This window comes from Brevibacillus sp. NPDC058079 (assembly GCF_042885155.1).
In the GTDB taxonomy this organism is placed as follows: Bacteria; Bacillota; Bacilli; order Brevibacillales; family Brevibacillaceae; genus Brevibacillus.
The window spans coordinates 1,190,257-1,207,231 of sequence record NZ_JBHVSO010000001.1 but is presented as its reverse complement, the minus strand read 5'-3'; the positions used below and the strand labels follow the sequence as shown (position 1 = coordinate 1,207,231).

Below are 16,975 nucleotides of genomic sequence, written 5' to 3'. Positions count from 1 at the left end.
ATCAAAATGAAGTGATTATTTTGTGATTTCATGACAGAGAAGAACTCCCTGACTGGGAGTCTATATAGGCTAGTGGTGATCATGATCGTAATAATGCGCACGCTCTCGATCCCGATGGAGGTCGATGCCGCGTAATTCACCCTTTGCTTTTTCCACAAGAACTTGATAATCTCTTACCACTTCCGTCAAGGTCGTAACGGATTCTTTATAGTCGGGATCATTACAGATTCCATCTATCGCTCGATGGAGGTGATACATCTTATCTTCGGTTTTTCGGATAAATTCTACCCAATCCATTCCGTTCATAAAATACCTCCTTTCCGTCTTAGGCTTTACTCCCATGCTCGAAAGTATGCAAGGTGAAATTGCGGATAAATGATGCATATGCAATCTAATAATGAACTTTGGTCTTGTAACAATAATCTGTTCATGATAACATACCTCACATCAATAGCATCAAAGGACGAGACTTGAGGTGTACCAAATGAACGGGTTAGCCAAACTGAATCGATCGCTTGAGAAAATCATGCCCATACTAACGCCGAGTAGTGTTGCCATTGGCGTTATAGCCGGGACACATTTACAACCGTTTGCTTTTTTGACTCCTTGGGTGTTTGCCTTCATGACATTTGCCGGCAGTCTGGGTTCAGGATTTAAAGAATTTGCAAAGGTACTGACTAGACCGCTTCCTTTAATCGTCAACTTGTTGATTCTTCATGCACTTATGCCGCTTGTTGCTTGGTCAATGGCACGGTTATTTTATCCAGATGATATCCATGTCATCACGGGCTTTTTGTTGGCGGCCTTAATTCCCACAGGGATCACGAGCTTTTTGTGGTCATCGATTTATTTCGGGAACATCGCACTGACACTATCCATTATTTTGTTGGATACGATGCTCTCCCCATTGATTGTTCCGTTGGGGATGTCCTTGTTTTTAGGGGCAACAGTCGAGATGGATTTAGCTGAACTGATGAAGGGTTTGTTTTATATGATTGTGTTGCCGTCTCTTGTCGGTATGCTGCTCAATCATTTATCAAAAGGGAACGTCAAAAAAACGCTGGCACCAAAATTAGCGCCATTTTCTAAGATGGGAATGGGGGTTGTCGTCGCGATCAACAGCTCGATGGTCTCGTCTTATTTTCATATGATGGACGCTAAACTGGTGGGAATGGCGGTCCTCGTACTGGTTGTAGCCATTTTGGGTTATTTGATGGGGTGGGGGATAGCGCGGCTATTCGGATGGGAGCGTGATATTATTGTCACGTTAACCTTCAACAGTGGGATGCGAAACATTAGTGCAGGGGCAGTTATGGCGATCACGTACTTCCCTGCGCCTGTTGCACTTCCCGTTGTTCTCGGTATGCTTTTTCAGCAAATACTCGCTTCTACCTTCGGAAAGTTTTTGGAGCTGGTCGAGAAAAGACCGCAGCATCAACCACAGGAACTATCAAGATAAAAGCAAGAGCCGTTTTCCAAAACCAATGGGAAAACGGCTTTTTTCTTTCAGATTTTTACTAAAGATGCTGTTAATTTGGCGCTCTCCACCCAAAACAATTCCTTTGGTCCATTTGACAATGCGAACGTCCGATTCCGCCTCAAGACTTGGCAGAACAAATGGGGAGACTTTTCATACGGTTCAAATGAAGAAATTGAAAAAAAGAGTTGCGAACTTATGTTCGCAATCACTATAATGTAATTACAATTTCTCACACATGATGAGTATCTGGATATCAAATGTTCGTAATTAGGCGGGTGGAAAAGAGTGGTGAACGGCAATTTTGAAGTAACGAACGAAGAAAGAGAGGCATTTATGTACATGCTGCGAGATTCAGCAAGAGAGAATTATCCCTTGAATGTGAGCTGGTGTGTGTCCTTTGAGGGGGAGCGGGGGAATACGTGTAGCATGTGGGGTGTGGTCAAATGGGTAGACCCAAAGGCGAGACGTGTTCAATTAGCAAACCAAACGGGTAGTCAATGGATCGAGATGGAGAAAATTATCAATGTACATGCATAGGAGTGTGTATAGAAACCTTACGCGAAAGTCGACTCGTCGTAAGGCTTCTTTACTTTTTTGCACAAAGCAGGAAGTTTATATGTCATAAAACCTAACGTGAAAATGCAGAAGATTCGAAAGTTTGATTGACGTTTGGTTTTGTTGTGTTAGGATATATTACATAGCGTGCATTCTCTCCACTTCCTATTTTGACCCAATTGTTGGGTCCTTTTTTTTGCCTATTTTCCATTCTTCGGATATGGCTTCCCATCCGTTTGAAATAACTTGCTCACCATTCCATAAAGACGACCTGACATGTTAGGAAAAACGAAGGAGTATTCATTCGCTCCTTGATTCAGCAAGACGATCGGAGCTTCCACGATGTAGGGGATTTTCATTAGATCGAGCATCTTCTTATATTCCTCTACCTTGGAATGGTCGACCGTATAATAAAATGATTTGGAAAAATTCATGCGAGCACGCTCCTTTCCCATATTGTAGCATATCCATAGTCTGCCGTATAAATGAACATAATAAATATTATGTAAACAAATTTGTGCCCTCTCTCCATATGAAGAGAGAAGATTCACAAAAACTTCTACCTATGATAGAATAAAAGACCAAAATTTTACCAATAGGAGAAAAATGATGATAATCAGCCAACAACTACTTTCTGTGAACGGGTTATCCTACACGATTCGCTCTGCAATGGAAACAGATGCACAACAGTTGTCGGAACTGCGACTGCAAATCGATGGAGAGACTGAAAATTTGGACAGAGAAAGAGGAGAGGCTTTCATCGATGTGCAAGGATTCGAACACATCATCCATACGGATGCAGAAAGTCCAAGAAACTTGTTTTTAGTTGCTGTTGTACAGGATCGGATTGTCGGGTTTTCCAGATGTGCAGGTGTTTACTTAAACAGATTTGCGCACAAAGTAGAGTTTGGTGTATGCGTCTTGCAAGAGTTCTGGGGTTATGGCATTGGGAAGAATCTCTTGCAAGAATCGGTTGCTTGGGCAGACGCCAACCACATCACCAAAATGACGTTGAATGTAATGGAAACGAATGAGAAGGCAATTGAGCTGTACAAACGGTTTGGCTTTGAAATCGAAGGGGTACTCAAAAACGACAAAGTTCTTTCTGATGGCAATTACTACAACACCGTTATTATGGGAAGATTCAAAATGACAGGAGAGTAGCATGACGAGAAAACGAGCGAGAGAATATGGCGTGCTTATCGGGAGAGGTATCCCGAGTACGTAAAATGCGATTACGGATGTAAAAGGAGTGCGGGTCGGCCAGAAAAACAGAACCGTACATGCATTGCCACTGGATCGTTTCGTAGAAATCATATCTCGATAAATGAAAAAACTCCGCAAGCGTCAGCGGAGTTTTGTTGTCTGATCATCTGTTAAACAGTTGTTTAACTGCTGAAGAAGCTACGGCTGGAGCGCTTTCTTTTATAATGAGAGCTGCCGTAATGGGAATGCCCGTACCGATTGCTAGAGCTGTATTTTCTCCGATGCTTGTAATCGCTGCTGCTGTATTTCCGGTGCTTATGCGAAGATGAGTGATTACCGAGTAAATTTTTTAAAAGCTTTTTGAGCATATCAATCACTCCTAGTTAGGTTGGAAGTCTATTCCGTATAAGTATATACGAATATGTTAGAAAATCGTTTCATTATTTTTCTACGTTTTCGTGAAAGGCTGGACCGATCAGATCAATCCGGTTCGTCCATATTCCCCCTGTAAAGCTTGCTGGGACTCGTTTTAAATCAGTCACAACATCAAAGCCTTGCGACACATCGCCACTGCCTGCAACCAGGATCACGCGGGTGTCTTCTGCTTCCATTCTTGCCATGAACCGATTCGGCCAACCCCAGAGCCATGGGGCAATCTGATCAGGAATATGCAATTGGGTTTGCGCACAGGCTTCCGGTACATATCCGGACCAACCTGTTGCGATGTACGGGATCAGGCAGCTTTTCATAGTCGCCATAGACATCACACGCAGCTTGGGCACTTGCTCTTTCAATGTCTCGATTGGCTTGTCACCGCCATAAACAGAGAGCTGTGCCAGTCGTTTTGCAGGTAATTTTGCCAAAACATCCGCCAGCGCTTTCCCCTCGAGTGGGTCATTGCTTTTGATATGGATAAGCAGCGAGCGATCAGGGAATGTTTGTAGCACATCATCGAGAGAGGGCATCATGCCAATCCCTTTTCCACGGAAGGGGAAGGTTTTCCCTTCGTCCGCTGTATAATGGTAGCCAATGTCGAGCTGTTGTAATTCGGCCAAGGTATAATCTCTCGTGACTCCGGTACCATTTGTCCGACAGTCGAGCGTCCAGTCATGAAACACGGCGAATCGATTGTCTTTCGTCCATTGTACATCGAGCTCGACAACGTCCGCGCCTGCATCAAAAGCCGCCTGCATGGACGGAATCGTATTTTCCAGGTACGGATGCTCCGGTGGATAAATCCGTTCCGCCGTACACGTTTCATTGGTGATGTTCTCCATATGAAAGGTTTGTGCCATCCCGCGATGAGCAAGTAAAAAAGGCTCGCCTTCTGGCTCTTTTGCAAGATAAGAGCTGTTACCCAAAAACAGGAAAGCGATGAAAAGAAGGGGAATCCAGATGCGTTTTCGCTGGAACCATTTCTTTCGTGGTTGATCTCGTTGTTTTGACATGATGGGATACCGCCCCTTCCTTCAAATACTCTGTTCATTGTAGCAAAACGCAAGAGAGGAAGGTACATCCTTTGGGAGTAGTGCTAGGGGCTTGGCATCATTCGAAAAGACTGGCACAATAGACGGAAGATAAGATGTATCCCATGAAGAGCAAGGGGAGGTTCCATGAAAATAGCTTTACACCAAATCGCTTATCAGATCGGTATGCACCCAATCGAGATGGCGAAGCTTGTCTACGAGGGTGAAATAACGGGAGAGGTACCTGAACACAATCCGCAAGCGAAGGATGCCTGGGTGGATTTGCACTCTCTGCGTAACTTCATTCAATGGCGATATGATCAGGGGCGAATGGATCAGATGTTCTATGATAAAGCTATGCGTCACCTGAACAAAGCAATGCCAAAAAAATAATCGAATTCGGAGGAGAAACATGCGAGACTCTATCATTTACTGCATGGTACCAAAAACATACTGGGAAAAGTGGATGGACAAGGATCACTACTTACCGCGCGATTACGAGCAGGAAGGCTTCATTCACGCGACGAAAGGGGACGAGCTGCTTGAAAAGGTAGCAAACCGCGTCTACGCACAGTTTGACGAGGAGTTGTATGTACTCGTTATCGATGAAACGAAGACGACTTCGGAAGTCAAATACGAGGCTGCGAAGGATGGATTGTTGTATCCGCACATCTATGGACCGTTGAATAAAGATGCGATTGTGGATAGGAAGCAAATGAATCGGATAGACGGCCAGTGGCGTCTGGGAATGTCTATCCGTTAATCTCTACCAGTTAAACCATTTGAGTAGCGCAAGCACTTCTTGACGCTTGGCCTCAGGTAGCTTGTCGAGTCTGCGCAAGAGAAGATCGATTCGCATGCGCTGTTCCACTTTGGATTCAGGTACCTTTTGCCCCTTCACCCATTGTCGTTTCAGGCGGACGGGATCTATATCAGATATGATCCGAAGCAGCTTTCTTTCCAACAAATCTAAGGAAGCCATAGTTGAAACCCTCTTTTTCGTTTAATCCGTTTCTTCTATTATAACACGGGTACATAAAGAAACCATGATTGGCGCACAATGGTAAAGGTGTTGAATATAACCCTTTGTAGGAGGCGTATCGATTATGGCGAAGCCGGATGACCGTTCTGACAACGCAGAAAAGCTTCAACAGATGATTTCCAATACGGAAGAGAACATTCGTGAGTCCGAGGATTACCTGACGGCTCATGCTGGGGAGATTTCTGCTGAGGAAAAAGCAACCCTCGAAGCAAAGAATCAGCGTCGTGAAGAAAGCATCGAGGGATATCGCGCGGAAATCAAGGATGAATCTTCGCAGGCTTAACCTTGCTACCGAACGTCTGGCGCCAACTACGCGTCAGGCGTTTTTTTCATTCTATCGGGCAAAAGTGCAACAAAACATGATTTGTTTTGCGAAACATGGTAATCTGTAATGGTACAAATTGAAAAAGAGGAGAAAGACTTATGAAGCGACCAGAAGATACACGCGTCGTTGTCGGCATGTCCGGCGGGGTCGACTCCTCCGTGACGGCTTACCTGCTTAAGCAACAGGGATATGACGTCATCGGCATCTTCATGAAAAACTGGGATGATACCGATGAATTCGGCCACTGCACGGCGGAAGAAGACTTCCAGGATGTCCGGCGCGTCTGTGAACAGATCGGCATTCCATATTACACGGTAAACTTTGAAAAAGAATACATGGACAAGGTATTCCAGTATTTTTTGGATGAATATAAAGGGGGACGTACACCGAATCCGGATGTCATGTGCAACCGTGAAATCAAGTTCGGTGAGCTTCTCGCCAAGGTCATGGATCTAGGGGCGGATTATATTGCTACCGGCCATTACGCGCAGGTCAAGTACATCGATGGCGAGTATAAGCTGATTCGTGGCGCTGACAACAACAAGGACCAGACTTACTTCTTGAATGTATTGGGCCAAGAACAGCTATCCAAAACGTTGTTCCCGATTGGCCATCTCCCGAAACCTCAAGTAAGGGAGATCGCAGAGAAAGCAGGACTCTATACAGCGAAAAAGAAGGACAGTACAGGGATCTGCTTTATTGGGGAGCGCAACTTCCGCGACTTCCTGCAAAATTATTTGCCTGCCAAACCAGGAAATATCGAGACCGTAGATGGAGCAGTCATCGGTACGCACGACGGACTGATGTACTATACATTGGGTCAACGACAAGGCTTAGGAATAGGCGGAGGTCATGGCACGAGCGGACAGCCTTGGTTTGTTGTAGACAAAGATCTGGAGCGGAATGTCCTGATCGTAGGTGAAGGCTCTGATCATATCCGTCTGTACTCGAAGAGTCTCTTGGCGACCAACGTTAGCTGGGTGAGTGCTAAGAAACCTTCTGAAACGTTTACTTGTACAGCGAAATTCCGTTATCGCCAGCCAGATCAGGGAGTAACCGTTCACCTGCTGGAGGATGGCACCGTAGAAGTTGTATTTGATCAGCCGCAAAAAGCAGTGACACCTGGTCAGGCTGTCGTCTTCTATGATGGGGAAGTATGCTTGGGTGGCGGTACGATTGACAAGGTACGCTTAGTCGATAAAGAGAACTAAGATAGACGGGGGAAGCACTCGGTGGATGCTACGAAAAAATCAAAAGTGATTATCGTTTCGTTTTTGGCGGGAGCGGTTCTCTTGGCGATCATCTCTTATTTCGGGATGGCCTCCTTGGGTAAGGAGCATATGGCGACGATTCAAAACGTCATCAAGGAGAACGGTGGGGTTGTTACCACAGGTGGAGTGACAGCGGTTCCGCTGGAGGAAAGTCCTTTTACTAACAGCGGAAAAGGCAATACCATCTACCGAATCTACTATTCGAAAGATGGGCAAACGTTGACGGCTTGGTATCGTGCTGATAACGAATCCTCCATCAAGAAAGAGCCGGAAGCATGGATTCTGCCGTAAAAACAAGGATAAACCTGACTGGGAGAGTGAAGGCATCACATGACCCAATATGCTGGACTGCGTGAGCTAGCTGAACTGATTCGAAGACTCGAGCCAGAGTTAGCGGGTGCACAATTAAGTATTCTTGCTCATGAAAATAAAGAGGGAATCGCAACGCTGTTAGTGGAAGGACTCGGGACGAAGGTTCCTGTCCAAAACAGCTCCGGCGAATATGCGAATCATTTGGCGGTTTTGCGTGTAGGAGCGAACAAGTACACCTTCGCGCAAGATTGGAGAGAAGTGTACATCAGTGAAATCAATTACTGCGCGTGTCGCATACCTCCAGGGGCCCATGGATTGTTGGTTCGCCATATCGATTATCCAGGTGTGATTTATGATGTCTCACGAAAACTGGCCGAACATCAAATCAATGTTTCCAAGTTAAATGTATCGCGCGAGCAAAAAGGGAAGAATGCCCTGCTTATCTCTGTGACCGATGAAGAGATTACACCGACGATTGTATCTGCCATCGAAGAGCTGCCCCAAATCACCAAAGTGTTATCTCTACAGTAAACGAGTCATGATAAACAAAAACTGCCCGTTTTTAGCGGGCAGTTTTTTTCGTAGCGAATTTGAGTCCCTGGTTAATTAAGACTGGTAAGACAGACGAATGATTTTCGTCAGCAAATTCTTTAAAGGAAGCCTTGATCTGACCTTTGCCCATGGTGGACAATCGCTCGATCATCGCCAGAGAATTTTCTTTGACCAAGAATCGCCCATCGTTTTCCAACTCTCCGATGGTCAGAAGCGCATGGACGTCGAGCTCATCTGTCAGCAGGCCAGGCAATTGACTCTCCTTCGCAAGCAGCACGCTCTCATTCCAGTGGATCGAGGGACTGCCAGCTATATACCGCTGAAAAGCGTGTGGTCTCGACAAAAGTACATGCAAGACAAACAAGCCACCTAGCGAATGTCCAAAAATCGCTTGCTGCGTCCGATCGATAGGGAAGTCGTTTTCGATACTAGGCTTGAGTTCCTCCTCCAAAAAGGTGAGGAACTGCTCCGCTCCCCCCATCTGAGGCCAGTCGGCTCCTTTTGGGTTGCCAGGAAGCTCTGAGGCGGGAACTTCATACGTGTAATCAAAGAAACGAGTAGGATGGTACGGACCGTCCGTTGGATACCCAATCCCGACGACGATAGCAGGATACACGCCGGTTCGTTCAGGGCCACGTGATTGTATCCGTATCGCTTCGGTCATAGTTGCAAAAACAGAGTTACCATCTAGCAAATATATGACGGGAAAGCCTGATTCCGGAGGGGGATCGGCAGGTATACTTACGAAAATGTGATAGTCACGCTCTTGATAAGTCATGATTTTACTGTAAGAACGAGGAATGACGACAGGTTGATAGTCGGTGCTTTTCATGAGGGCTACTCTCCAATCTTTCCATGGCTAACCAACACGCACAAAATCTATTATATGAACGAGAACCAGAGATTGGCAATAGCCGAAAAAGGAGAATAGTTAGTTTTCGAAAAGAGCGCATACTGAGCTTGACTCCTACGATATATTGAGGTAAAGTAAGTTTTACCAACTACATATTGATGCGGTAAGGTGTTTACCAGCCAGATTTGGTAGACTTAATAGGGAAGTCGGTGAGAATCCGACGCGGTCCCGCCACTGTAATGAGAGAGTTCCATTTGCGAAAGAATGCCACTGATCATGACCGATCGGGAAGGTGGAAATGGAGCGATGATCCAGAGCCAGGAGACCTGCCTAACCGCTTGCACTGTTTAACCTACGGGAGATAGGGAAGTGTTCGAGCGCTCAATTCGCCTTGGCGAATTGCTAGATGGAAGTCATCACGCGCATTCGGCATGTAAACGTCGGATGCGCTTTTACTTTGGCTAAATAACATACATACAGAGTAAAAATAGCAGGATAGGATGAGGGACATGTTAATCGCTTATGATTCAAAAACAGGAAACGTCCGAAGATTCGTCAACAAAATTAATTTGCCACATGTGGAAATTAATCAAGAAATGGTGCTGGACGAGCCGTTCATTTTGATAACATACACGACGGGATTCGGACAAGTGCCGGAGAAGGTGGCGACGTTCCTGAAGCGAAATCATGTCAATCTGCGCGGAGTATCTGCCAGCGGTAACCGCAACTGGGGAACCAGCTTTGCCAAAAGCGCGGATACGATCGCGAGCCTATATGGCGTTCCGGTGATTTCTAAATTTGAACTGTCCGGTACCGGCCGTGACGTGGAACAATTTACGAGTGGGGTGGCAGCAATTGCGGCATATTGAATTGAACAACGAACTGATGCAGCGTGGCAACGACGGATTTTATCAACTGGAAAAGGATCGGGAAGCGGTTGCGGTCTTCATGGAAGAAGTGCAGTCCAACACGATGACTTTTGGCAGTGTCAAAGAACGCATGGACTATTTGATCGAGAATGACTTCTATGAAAACGTCTATGAAACATACACTGTTGAGCAGGTCGATGAAGTTTTCCGTTTGGCCTATGACGCTGATTTTCAATTTGCTTCGTACATGGCTATCTCCAAATTTTATAAAGATTACGCCTTGAAAACGAACGATAAATCGATGTACTTGGAGCAGTATCCAGACCGGGTGGCCGTAGTGGCACTGTCCCTTGGACAAGGTGACTTTGAGCTCGCCAAGCATTTAACGGTCTCCATGATGGATCAACGCTTGCAGCCGGCGACACCAACCTTCCTGAACGCAGGCAAAAGCCGCCGTGGAGAAATGGTCTCCTGCTTCTTGCTCGAAATGGATGATTCACTGAACTCCATCAACTTTATTTTGGGAACTTGTATGCAGCTATCCAAAATTGGCGGCGGTGTAGCTGTGAACCTGTCCAAGCTTCGCGGACGAGGAGAGCCGATCAAAGGAGTCGAGGGCGCAGCAAAAGGTGTTATGCCCGTTCTCAAGCTGTTGGAGGATGCATTTTCCTACGCGGATCAAATGGGGCAACGCAAAGGCTCAGGCGCAGCGTACTACAACATCTTCGGCTGGGATATCAATGAGTTTCTCGATTGCAAAAAGATCAATGCCGATGAAAAAGCACGCATCAAAACGTTGTCCATCGGCCTGATCGTACCAAACGTGTTCTACAAGCTGGCTGAGGAAAACAAGCCATTGAATGTGTTTGCTCCGTACTCCGTGTACAAAGAATACGGCGTGCATCTGGATGATATGGACCTCGATGATATGTACGAGGAGCTCTTGGCAAACGATCGCATCAAGAAAAAGACCGTCATGAGCGCACGCGAGATGTTGACCAAAATCGCGATGATTCAAATGGAATCGGGCTATCCGTACATCATGAACAAAACGAATGCGAACGACAACCATGCACTGAAAGATCTCGGTTCAGTGAAAATGTCCAACCTGTGCACGGAAATCTTCCAGTTGCAGGAGACTTCGACGATTACCAATTACGGCGAGATGGATATTATTCGTCGCGATATTAGCTGCAATCTGGCATCGCTCAATATCGTCAACGTGATGGAACGCAAAATGATCCGTGAATCCGTCCACGAAGGAATCGAAGCCATTACATCCGTGAGTGACATGACGCGTGTAGAAAACGCTCCAGGCGTTCAAAAGGCAAACCGTGAGTTGCACTCCGTAGGGCTTGGTGCGATGAACCTGAACGGTTATCTGGCAAAGAACAGAATCGCTTACGAAAGTGAAGAAGCCAAGGATTTCGCTCGTACGTTTTTCATGATGATGAACTTCTACTCCTTGGAAAAAAGCATGGAAATCGCCAAGGAAACAGGCAATACCTTCTTGGGCTTTGAACAATCGGAATATGCAAAAGGCACTTATTTTAACAAGTACTTGACGAACGATTACAGCCCGCGGACGGAAAAAGCAAAGCTTCTCTTTGAAGGAATGCACATTCCGACGCCAGAGGATTGGGCGGAACTACAACAAAAGGTGCAAAAGCATGGCGTTTACCATGCGTACCGTTTGGCAATTGCACCGACACAGAGCATTTCCTACATTCAGAATGCGACTTCTAGTGTGATGCCAATCGTTGAGCATATCGAAACGAGAACGTATGCCAACTCGACGACGTATTACCCAATGCCGTACTTGTCGCAGGAAAACTATTTTTACTACAAATCGGCGTATGTAATCGATCAATTCAAAGTGATTGATCTGATTGCCGAAATTCAAGAGCACATCGACCAAGGAATTTCGACAGTGCTGCACGTGAACAGCAATATTTCAACCAGAGAACTGGCTCGCTATTACATTTACGCAGCGAAAAAAGGTCTGAAGTCACTCTACTATACCCGTACGAAGCATTTGACTGTAGAAGAGTGCATTAGCTGCGCTATTTAGTGAACTCGATTTATAAATGGAAAAGCATCAAGCAAATAGAGAAGAGGAACGCCATATGAAAGCAGTCAATTGGAACAGGCCGGACGACGATTTTACAATGACGTTTTGGAATCAAAACATCATGCAGTTCTGGACGGATGATGAGATTCCGCTGTCAGATGACAAGATGTCCTGGATGGAGCTCAGTGCGACTGAACGCGACACATATAAAAAAGTATTGGGCGGTCTCACCTTGCTAGATACGGTTCAGGGTGGAGTAGGGATGCCGAAGATCATGGAGCATGTCGATGGACTACAAAGAAAAGCGGTTCTCGCCTTCATGGGCATGATGGAGCAAATCCATGCCAAATCGTACAGCAGTATTTTTACAACGCTGGCATCGATAGAAGAGATTGACGGTATTTTTTCGTGGGTAGAAAACAATCCACATCTGCAAAAGAAAGCGGCCCTCATCTCGAAACGCTATCAAGAAATTGAGAAACCGAAAGACTTATACATGGCGATGGTAGCGTCCGTCTTCCTGGAAAGCTATCTGTTTTATAGCGGCTTCTTCTATCCGCTCTATTTGGCGGGGCAAGGCAAGATGACAAGCAGCGGGGAAATTATCGATCTGATTGTTCGCGACGAGAGCATCCACGGACTCTATGTCGGCGTTCTCGCGCAAGAAGTCTATCAAGGTCTGAGTGTGGTCGAGCAGGCCGCAGCAAAAGAGGAACTGTATGCCCTTTTGCACGAGCTGCAAGAAAATGAAGAGGCCTATACGACTTCGTTGTATACGGAAATCGGATTGGCTGAAGATGTTCATGTGTACGTGCGCTATAATGCGAACAAGGCTTTGATGAATCTGGGGCTGGATCCGCTATTCCCGGAGGAAGAAGTGAACCCGATCGTACTGAACGGTATTCGAACGCAGACGAAGCAGCATGACTTCTTCTCGAAAAAAGGAAATGGTTATGTCCGCACGCTAAACGTAGAGCCGTTGACCGATGATGATTTTAAATTTTAGTATGACAAAAAATGGATTCTGTGTTACTGTATGAACAGTATGCTGCCCTGCTAGTTTACTGGGGCACTTCACAGAACCACGATAACTTCATAAGAGTGGGAACAGGTTCTTTGGTTATCAAGATCGACCAAGGATGAAAAGGGAAGTCGGTTAGAATCCGACACGGTCCCGCCACTGTATGAGGGGAGTCGGCACATTTATCAGCCACTGATCCAAACGGATTGGGAAGGCATGTGCAGATGATGATCCCAAAGTCAGGAGACCTGCCTGTTTCGACGACACTGCTTAACCTACGGGAGATAGGGAGGTGTTAGGATGCTGTGATCTCAGTGCTTATTTGGCATTTCTAACGTTCTTTTTGATCGTTGGAGATGCCTTTTTTATTGGGCGGATTCAAGTCAAGATCGAATAAAGAATGGAGAGGAAGCTCATGAAAAGCAGCAATTTGGGATATCCACGGATCGGGAAGAACCGGGAGTGGAAAAAGGCATTGGAAGCATTTTGGGCAGGCACTATCGATGAGAAAAGCCTGGTACAGCAAATGGAGCAAATCCGTCACCAAAACCTGTTGCGTCAGCAGGAAAAAGGGGTCGAGCTGATCCCTGTGGGTGACTTTACGTACTACGATCACATGCTGGATATGGCTGTGATGTTTGGAATGGTCCCCAAGCGTTATGAATACAAGGGAGGCCCGGTTTCTTTAGCCACATACTTCGCCATGGCTCGCGGTTCGAAGGAAGCTGTCGCCAGCGAAATGACGAAATGGTTTAACACGAACTACCATTATATCGTCCCGGAGTTCGGTGAACGACAACCAGCCATAACCGAGAATAAGCCTCTCCAAGCATATTTGGAGGCCAAGGAAAAGTTTGGCATCATCGGAAAGCCTGTCATTGTAGGCCCGTATACGTTTGTCAAATTGTCCAAAGGATATGAGAAAAACGAATTTGAGATCGTCGTGGATCAACTCGTTCCGCTTTACATAGACGTTCTCCGCGAGTTGGATCTGCACGGCGTGGAATGGGTGCAAATCGATGAGCCTGCATTTGCACTGGATGTATCGGAGCTTGATCGCGCCATCATCAAACGTATCTATGCGCAAATCGGTCAAGCACTACCACATCTACAGTGCATGCTGCAAACCTATTTTGAAGCGGTGGATTGGTACGAGGAGCTGATTTCCTTACCAGTAAAAGGAATTGGTCTTGATTTTGTACACGGAGCGAAGCGCAATCTGACCAATCTGAAAAAACACGGGTTTCCAGCAGACAAGATTCTCGGAGCGGGAATCATCGACGGTCGAAACATATGGCGTGCGTCCATTGAGGAGAAGTGGGAGCTGATCAAAGAAATTTCCGAGATCGTACCACTCGAAAAGCTGTGGCTGCAGCCGTCCAGTAGTTTGTTGCATGTACCTGTAACGGTTGAAGCAGAGAGCGACTTGCCAGAGGAAGTCATGCCTGCATTGGCGTTTGCCGACGAAAAACTGGGGGAAGTACAGCTCTTAGTCCAAGGATTCCGATATGGTAAGTATGTCATTTCGAAAGAGATCGCCCAAAATGAAGCGGACTTGCTGAAGCTGGCATTATCTCCAGCGAGGAATCGTCGAGGAGTGCAGAATGCTTTACGTCAAATAGCTGCAGCAAAACTTGAAAGAAGTGTTCCTTATCTCGAACGTCGAGAGATTCAACAAAATACGTGGAAGTTGCCACTGTTGCCAACTACTACAATCGGAAGCTTCCCGCAGACGGCGGAGGTTCGCCAAGCCCGACAACAGTTTAAAAAAGGGAATTGGACAGTGGAACAATACGATGCTTTCATTCAGGCGCAAATCAAGGAATGGATTGAGATACAAGAAGAGCTCGGTCTAGATGTCCTCGTCCATGGTGAGTTCGAACGAACCGATATGGTTGAGTATTTTGGCGAAAAGCTCGATGGCTTTTTGTTCACGAAAAACGGCTGGGTTCAGTCATATGGCTCGCGCTGCGTCAAGCCACCTATTATTTACGGAGATGTGGAGTTTGTAGCACCGATGACGGTCAAAGAAAGTGTGTATGCAAAATCATTGACCGCCAAACCAATGAAGGGCATGTTAACTGGCCCAGCAACCATTCTGAATTGGTCGTTTGCTCGAGTCGATGTCTCCAGACAAGAAGTGTGCGAGCAAATCGCGTTGGCATTGCGAAAAGAAGTAGAAGCCTTGGAAGAAGCGGGAATTCTCATGATTCAAGTCGATGAACCAGCGCTGCGCGAAGGATTGCCGCTCAAAAACGAAGAGCAGGGAGCTTATCTCGAATGGGCTGTCAGAGCGTTTCGTCTAGCGACCTCTACCGTTGCGCCGAGCACACAGATTCATACACATATGTGCTATTGCGAATTCCAAGATTTCATGGATGTCATCAGCGAACTCGATGCCGATGTGATTTCGATTGAAACTTCACGCAGCCATGGAGAGCTCGTGTCTGTATTCGAAACAGGTACGTATGACAAAGGTATCGGGCTCGGCGTATACGATATCCATAGTCCCCGAATTCCAGCTGTCTCAGAAATGGAAGATATGGTAGCACGAGGTGTACAAGTACTTCCACCAGATCAATTTTGGATTAACCCGGATTGCGGGCTGAAGACAAGAGGGAGAGAAGAAACCGTTCAGTCATTACGAAACATGGTTGCGGCAACGAAGGCGATTCGGAGTCGTTTGACAGCCCAGTAGGGAAGGTGCACACGATGAGAGGAGTCACACCACAAATGATAACAGAAGCACGACCGATCCAACAATCGAGAACCTTTTTGACTGATCTTGTCTTTCCACCGGATACGAATCACCACCATACCATTTTCGGTGGGAAAGTCATGGCATATGTAGACAAGATCGCCTGCATCGCAGCCATGCGCCATTGCCGTAAACCTGTTGTCACTGCGTCCAGCGATTCCTTTGATTTTCTCGCGCCAATCAAGACTGGAGAAGCGATCAACCTGGAGGCTTATGTCACCTGGACTCATAAGACATCGATGGAAGTATTTGTGAGAGTGGAAGCGGAGAACTTGTTGACAGGGGAAAAGCGAATGACAGCACGCGCGTATCTGACGATGATTGCCCTCGATGAACAAGGAAAGCCGACGCTTGTCCCGAATGTCATTCCCGCCACAGAGGAAGAACGCAATCAGTATGAAAAAGCAAAGGAACGACATGCATTACGAAAAAGGCGGAAAGCAGAGTTGTAAGGAGCAAAACCCCTCGTCCTAAATGGGATCGGGGGGTTTTTGTCCTACTCGCTTGAAAATACTTAGATATCGAACTATACTAATCTCATGATAAAAGGAAATGCAGCTTCACTCATTAGCCATATTAGAGATGCAGTCAATAAGTTCATAATTTCTGAGCTTGAGAAGCATGGTGTAGAAGGAATTGTACCTTCGCACGGTGACATTCTGCTTTGTTTGTATAAACATGACAATGTGACCATGAAGGAATTGGCAGAGTACATTCATCGAACGAAACCAACGGTAACTGTCCTCGTCAACAAACTGGTTGCGTGTGGTTATGTAATTCGAGAGAAGGACGTCAACGACAACAGAATCACTTATATTAAGCTCACACAAAGAGGAATGGAACTGCAACCGATTTTTCAAGAGGTATCCAATCGTATCCGGGAAATGATGTACGGTGGATTATCCGAGGCAGAAGGTGAGTTGCTTGAAAACCTTCTGGAGAAGGTGTTGCAACGTTTTTAGAACTTCTCTGTTGAAATAGAGTTACCATGTGGTGAAATCAGCTCAATTTGGACCGGTATGCATTTTTCGGACTGATTGGTTTAGGCAGTATTGCTAAATTAAGGGAAGGAAGATATAAAGAAGGAAGATATAAAGAAGCATTATTAGTGATAGTAATAGCTTTTATTACAGCGTTATTCGTACCAAACTTCATAGAACAATTGCTCAACAATAAGATTTAGATCATATTATT

At 46.0% G+C, this 16,975-nt stretch carries 21 protein-coding genes and 2 riboswitches; of the genes, 15 read left to right on the top strand and 6 right to left on the bottom strand.

From position 1 onward, the window contains the following. Positions 1-69: 69 nt before the first annotated feature. On the bottom strand, positions 70-306 hold the full coding sequence (locus ACFVS2_RS05500) for a hypothetical protein (RefSeq protein WP_007725921.1): 237 nt from the start codon (positions 304-306) through the stop codon (positions 70-72). Between the two features lie 178 nt (positions 307-484). On the opposite strand from ACFVS2_RS05500, the gene ACFVS2_RS05495 reads away from it, so the two are divergent. Both ACFVS2_RS05495 and ACFVS2_RS05490 read left to right on the top strand, forming a co-directional pair. Then, a complete protein-coding gene (locus ACFVS2_RS05495; RefSeq protein WP_390231937.1) occupies positions 485-1,459 on the top strand; it encodes a bile acid:sodium symporter family protein in 975 nt (324 codons plus the stop codon). A gap of 309 nt (positions 1,460-1,768) precedes the next feature. Next, a complete protein-coding gene (locus ACFVS2_RS05490; protein WP_238543336.1) occupies positions 1,769-2,017 on the top strand; it encodes a YolD-like family protein in 249 nt (82 codons plus the stop codon). 218 nt (positions 2,018-2,235) lie between these two features. Here the strand turns inward: ACFVS2_RS05490 and ACFVS2_RS05485 are convergent, their stop codons facing one another. Further along, positions 2,236-2,469 carry a hypothetical protein gene (locus ACFVS2_RS05485; protein WP_173619453.1) on the bottom strand — a complete coding sequence of 78 codons (234 nt, stop codon included), beginning with the start codon at positions 2,467-2,469 and terminating at the stop codon, positions 2,236-2,238. 175 nt (positions 2,470-2,644) lie between these two features. On the opposite strand from ACFVS2_RS05485, the gene ACFVS2_RS05480 reads away from it, so the two are divergent. Then, complete coding sequence (locus tag ACFVS2_RS05480) at positions 2,645-3,199, top strand: GNAT family N-acetyltransferase (RefSeq protein ID WP_390231932.1); 555 nt, start codon at positions 2,645-2,647, stop codon at positions 3,197-3,199. Positions 3,200-3,423: 224 nt separating this feature from the next. Here the strand turns inward: ACFVS2_RS05480 and ACFVS2_RS05475 are convergent, their stop codons facing one another. Together ACFVS2_RS05475 and ACFVS2_RS05470 are read right to left on the bottom strand one after the other, a co-directional pair. Beyond that, positions 3,424-3,609 carry a hypothetical protein gene (locus ACFVS2_RS05475; protein ID WP_015891438.1) on the bottom strand — a complete coding sequence of 62 codons (186 nt, stop codon included), beginning with the start codon at positions 3,607-3,609 and terminating at the stop codon, positions 3,424-3,426. 72 nt (positions 3,610-3,681) lie between these two features. Further along, on the bottom strand, positions 3,682-4,689 hold the full coding sequence (locus ACFVS2_RS05470; protein WP_390231929.1) for a glycerophosphodiester phosphodiesterase family protein: 1,008 nt from the start codon (positions 4,687-4,689) through the stop codon (positions 3,682-3,684). Between the two features lie 165 nt (positions 4,690-4,854). On the opposite strand from ACFVS2_RS05470, the gene ACFVS2_RS05465 reads away from it, so the two are divergent. Together ACFVS2_RS05465 and ACFVS2_RS05460 are read left to right on the top strand one after the other, a co-directional pair. Then, a complete protein-coding gene (locus ACFVS2_RS05465; RefSeq protein WP_390231926.1) occupies positions 4,855-5,100 on the top strand; it encodes a hypothetical protein in 246 nt (81 codons plus the stop codon). A 19-nt stretch (positions 5,101-5,119) separates the two neighbouring features. After that, entirely contained in the window at positions 5,120-5,470 is a 351-nt protein-coding gene (locus tag ACFVS2_RS05460; RefSeq protein ID WP_390231923.1) for a DUF952 domain-containing protein, read from the top strand. A 3-nt stretch (positions 5,471-5,473) separates the two neighbouring features. Here the strand turns inward: ACFVS2_RS05460 and ACFVS2_RS05455 are convergent, their stop codons facing one another. Then, entirely contained in the window at positions 5,474-5,689 is a 216-nt protein-coding gene (locus ACFVS2_RS05455; RefSeq protein ID WP_390231919.1) for a hypothetical protein, read from the bottom strand. Positions 5,690-5,813: 124 nt separating this feature from the next. Here ACFVS2_RS05455 and tlp point away from each other — a divergent pair, with 124 nt between their 5' ends. The 4 genes from tlp (at position 5,814) to ACFVS2_RS05435 (ending at position 8,188) form a co-directional block, all read left to right on the top strand. Continuing rightward, positions 5,814-6,032 (top strand): small acid-soluble spore protein Tlp, encoded by a 219-nt coding sequence (tlp, locus tag ACFVS2_RS05450; protein WP_007727168.1) that lies wholly within the window; start codon positions 5,814-5,816, stop codon positions 6,030-6,032. Between the two features lie 140 nt (positions 6,033-6,172). After that, a complete protein-coding gene (gene mnmA, locus ACFVS2_RS05445; protein ID WP_390231914.1) occupies positions 6,173-7,285 on the top strand; it encodes a tRNA 2-thiouridine(34) synthase MnmA in 1,113 nt (370 codons plus the stop codon). Positions 7,286-7,306: 21 nt separating this feature from the next. Then, entirely contained in the window at positions 7,307-7,636 is a 330-nt protein-coding gene (locus tag ACFVS2_RS05440) for a hypothetical protein (RefSeq protein WP_390231911.1), read from the top strand. A gap of 39 nt (positions 7,637-7,675) precedes the next feature. Next, entirely contained in the window at positions 7,676-8,188 is a 513-nt protein-coding gene (locus ACFVS2_RS05435) for an ACT domain-containing protein (protein ID WP_173619447.1), read from the top strand. A 31-nt stretch (positions 8,189-8,219) separates the two neighbouring features. On the opposite strand, the gene ACFVS2_RS05430 is transcribed toward ACFVS2_RS05435, so the two are convergent. Further along, the gene (locus ACFVS2_RS05430; RefSeq protein ID WP_390231908.1) at positions 8,220-9,041 is read right to left on the bottom strand and encodes an alpha/beta hydrolase; all 822 of its coding nucleotides are present in this window, start codon (positions 9,039-9,041) and stop codon (positions 8,220-8,222) included. A 170-nt stretch (positions 9,042-9,211) separates the two neighbouring features. Then, positions 9,212-9,410, top strand: a riboswitch (cobalamin riboswitch). A gap of 161 nt (positions 9,411-9,571) precedes the next feature. Here ACFVS2_RS05430 and nrdI point away from each other — a divergent pair. The 6 genes from nrdI to ACFVS2_RS05400 all read left to right on the top strand — a co-directional run bounded on the left by nrdI (position 9,572) and on the right by ACFVS2_RS05400 (position 16,743). Then, the gene (nrdI, locus tag ACFVS2_RS05425; RefSeq protein ID WP_173619445.1) at positions 9,572-9,931 is read left to right on the top strand and encodes a class Ib ribonucleoside-diphosphate reductase assembly flavoprotein NrdI; all 360 of its coding nucleotides are present in this window, start codon (positions 9,572-9,574) and stop codon (positions 9,929-9,931) included. After that, the gene (gene nrdE, locus ACFVS2_RS05420) at positions 9,918-12,002 is read left to right on the top strand and encodes a class 1b ribonucleoside-diphosphate reductase subunit alpha (protein WP_390231904.1); all 2,085 of its coding nucleotides are present in this window, start codon (positions 9,918-9,920) and stop codon (positions 12,000-12,002) included. The genes nrdI and nrdE overlap by 14 nt, the downstream gene beginning before the upstream one ends. Before the next feature lie 55 nt (positions 12,003-12,057). Then, entirely contained in the window at positions 12,058-13,008 is a 951-nt protein-coding gene (gene nrdF / locus ACFVS2_RS05415) for a class 1b ribonucleoside-diphosphate reductase subunit beta (protein WP_390231901.1), read from the top strand. 86 nt (positions 13,009-13,094) lie between these two features. Then, a riboswitch (cobalamin riboswitch) is annotated at positions 13,095-13,293 on the top strand. Between the two features lie 145 nt (positions 13,294-13,438). Continuing rightward, positions 13,439-15,721 (top strand): 5-methyltetrahydropteroyltriglutamate--homocysteine S-methyltransferase, encoded by a 2,283-nt coding sequence (metE, locus tag ACFVS2_RS05410; protein ID WP_390231898.1) that lies wholly within the window; start codon positions 13,439-13,441, stop codon positions 15,719-15,721. A 35-nt stretch (positions 15,722-15,756) separates the two neighbouring features. Beyond that, positions 15,757-16,233, top strand: coding sequence for an acyl-CoA thioesterase (locus ACFVS2_RS05405; protein ID WP_390231895.1), 477 nt, complete (start codon positions 15,757-15,759; stop codon positions 16,231-16,233). Between the two features lie 87 nt (positions 16,234-16,320). Continuing rightward, positions 16,321-16,743 (top strand): MarR family winged helix-turn-helix transcriptional regulator, encoded by a 423-nt coding sequence (locus tag ACFVS2_RS05400; protein WP_390231892.1) that lies wholly within the window; start codon positions 16,321-16,323, stop codon positions 16,741-16,743. The last annotated feature ends 232 nt before the right edge of the window (positions 16,744-16,975 follow it).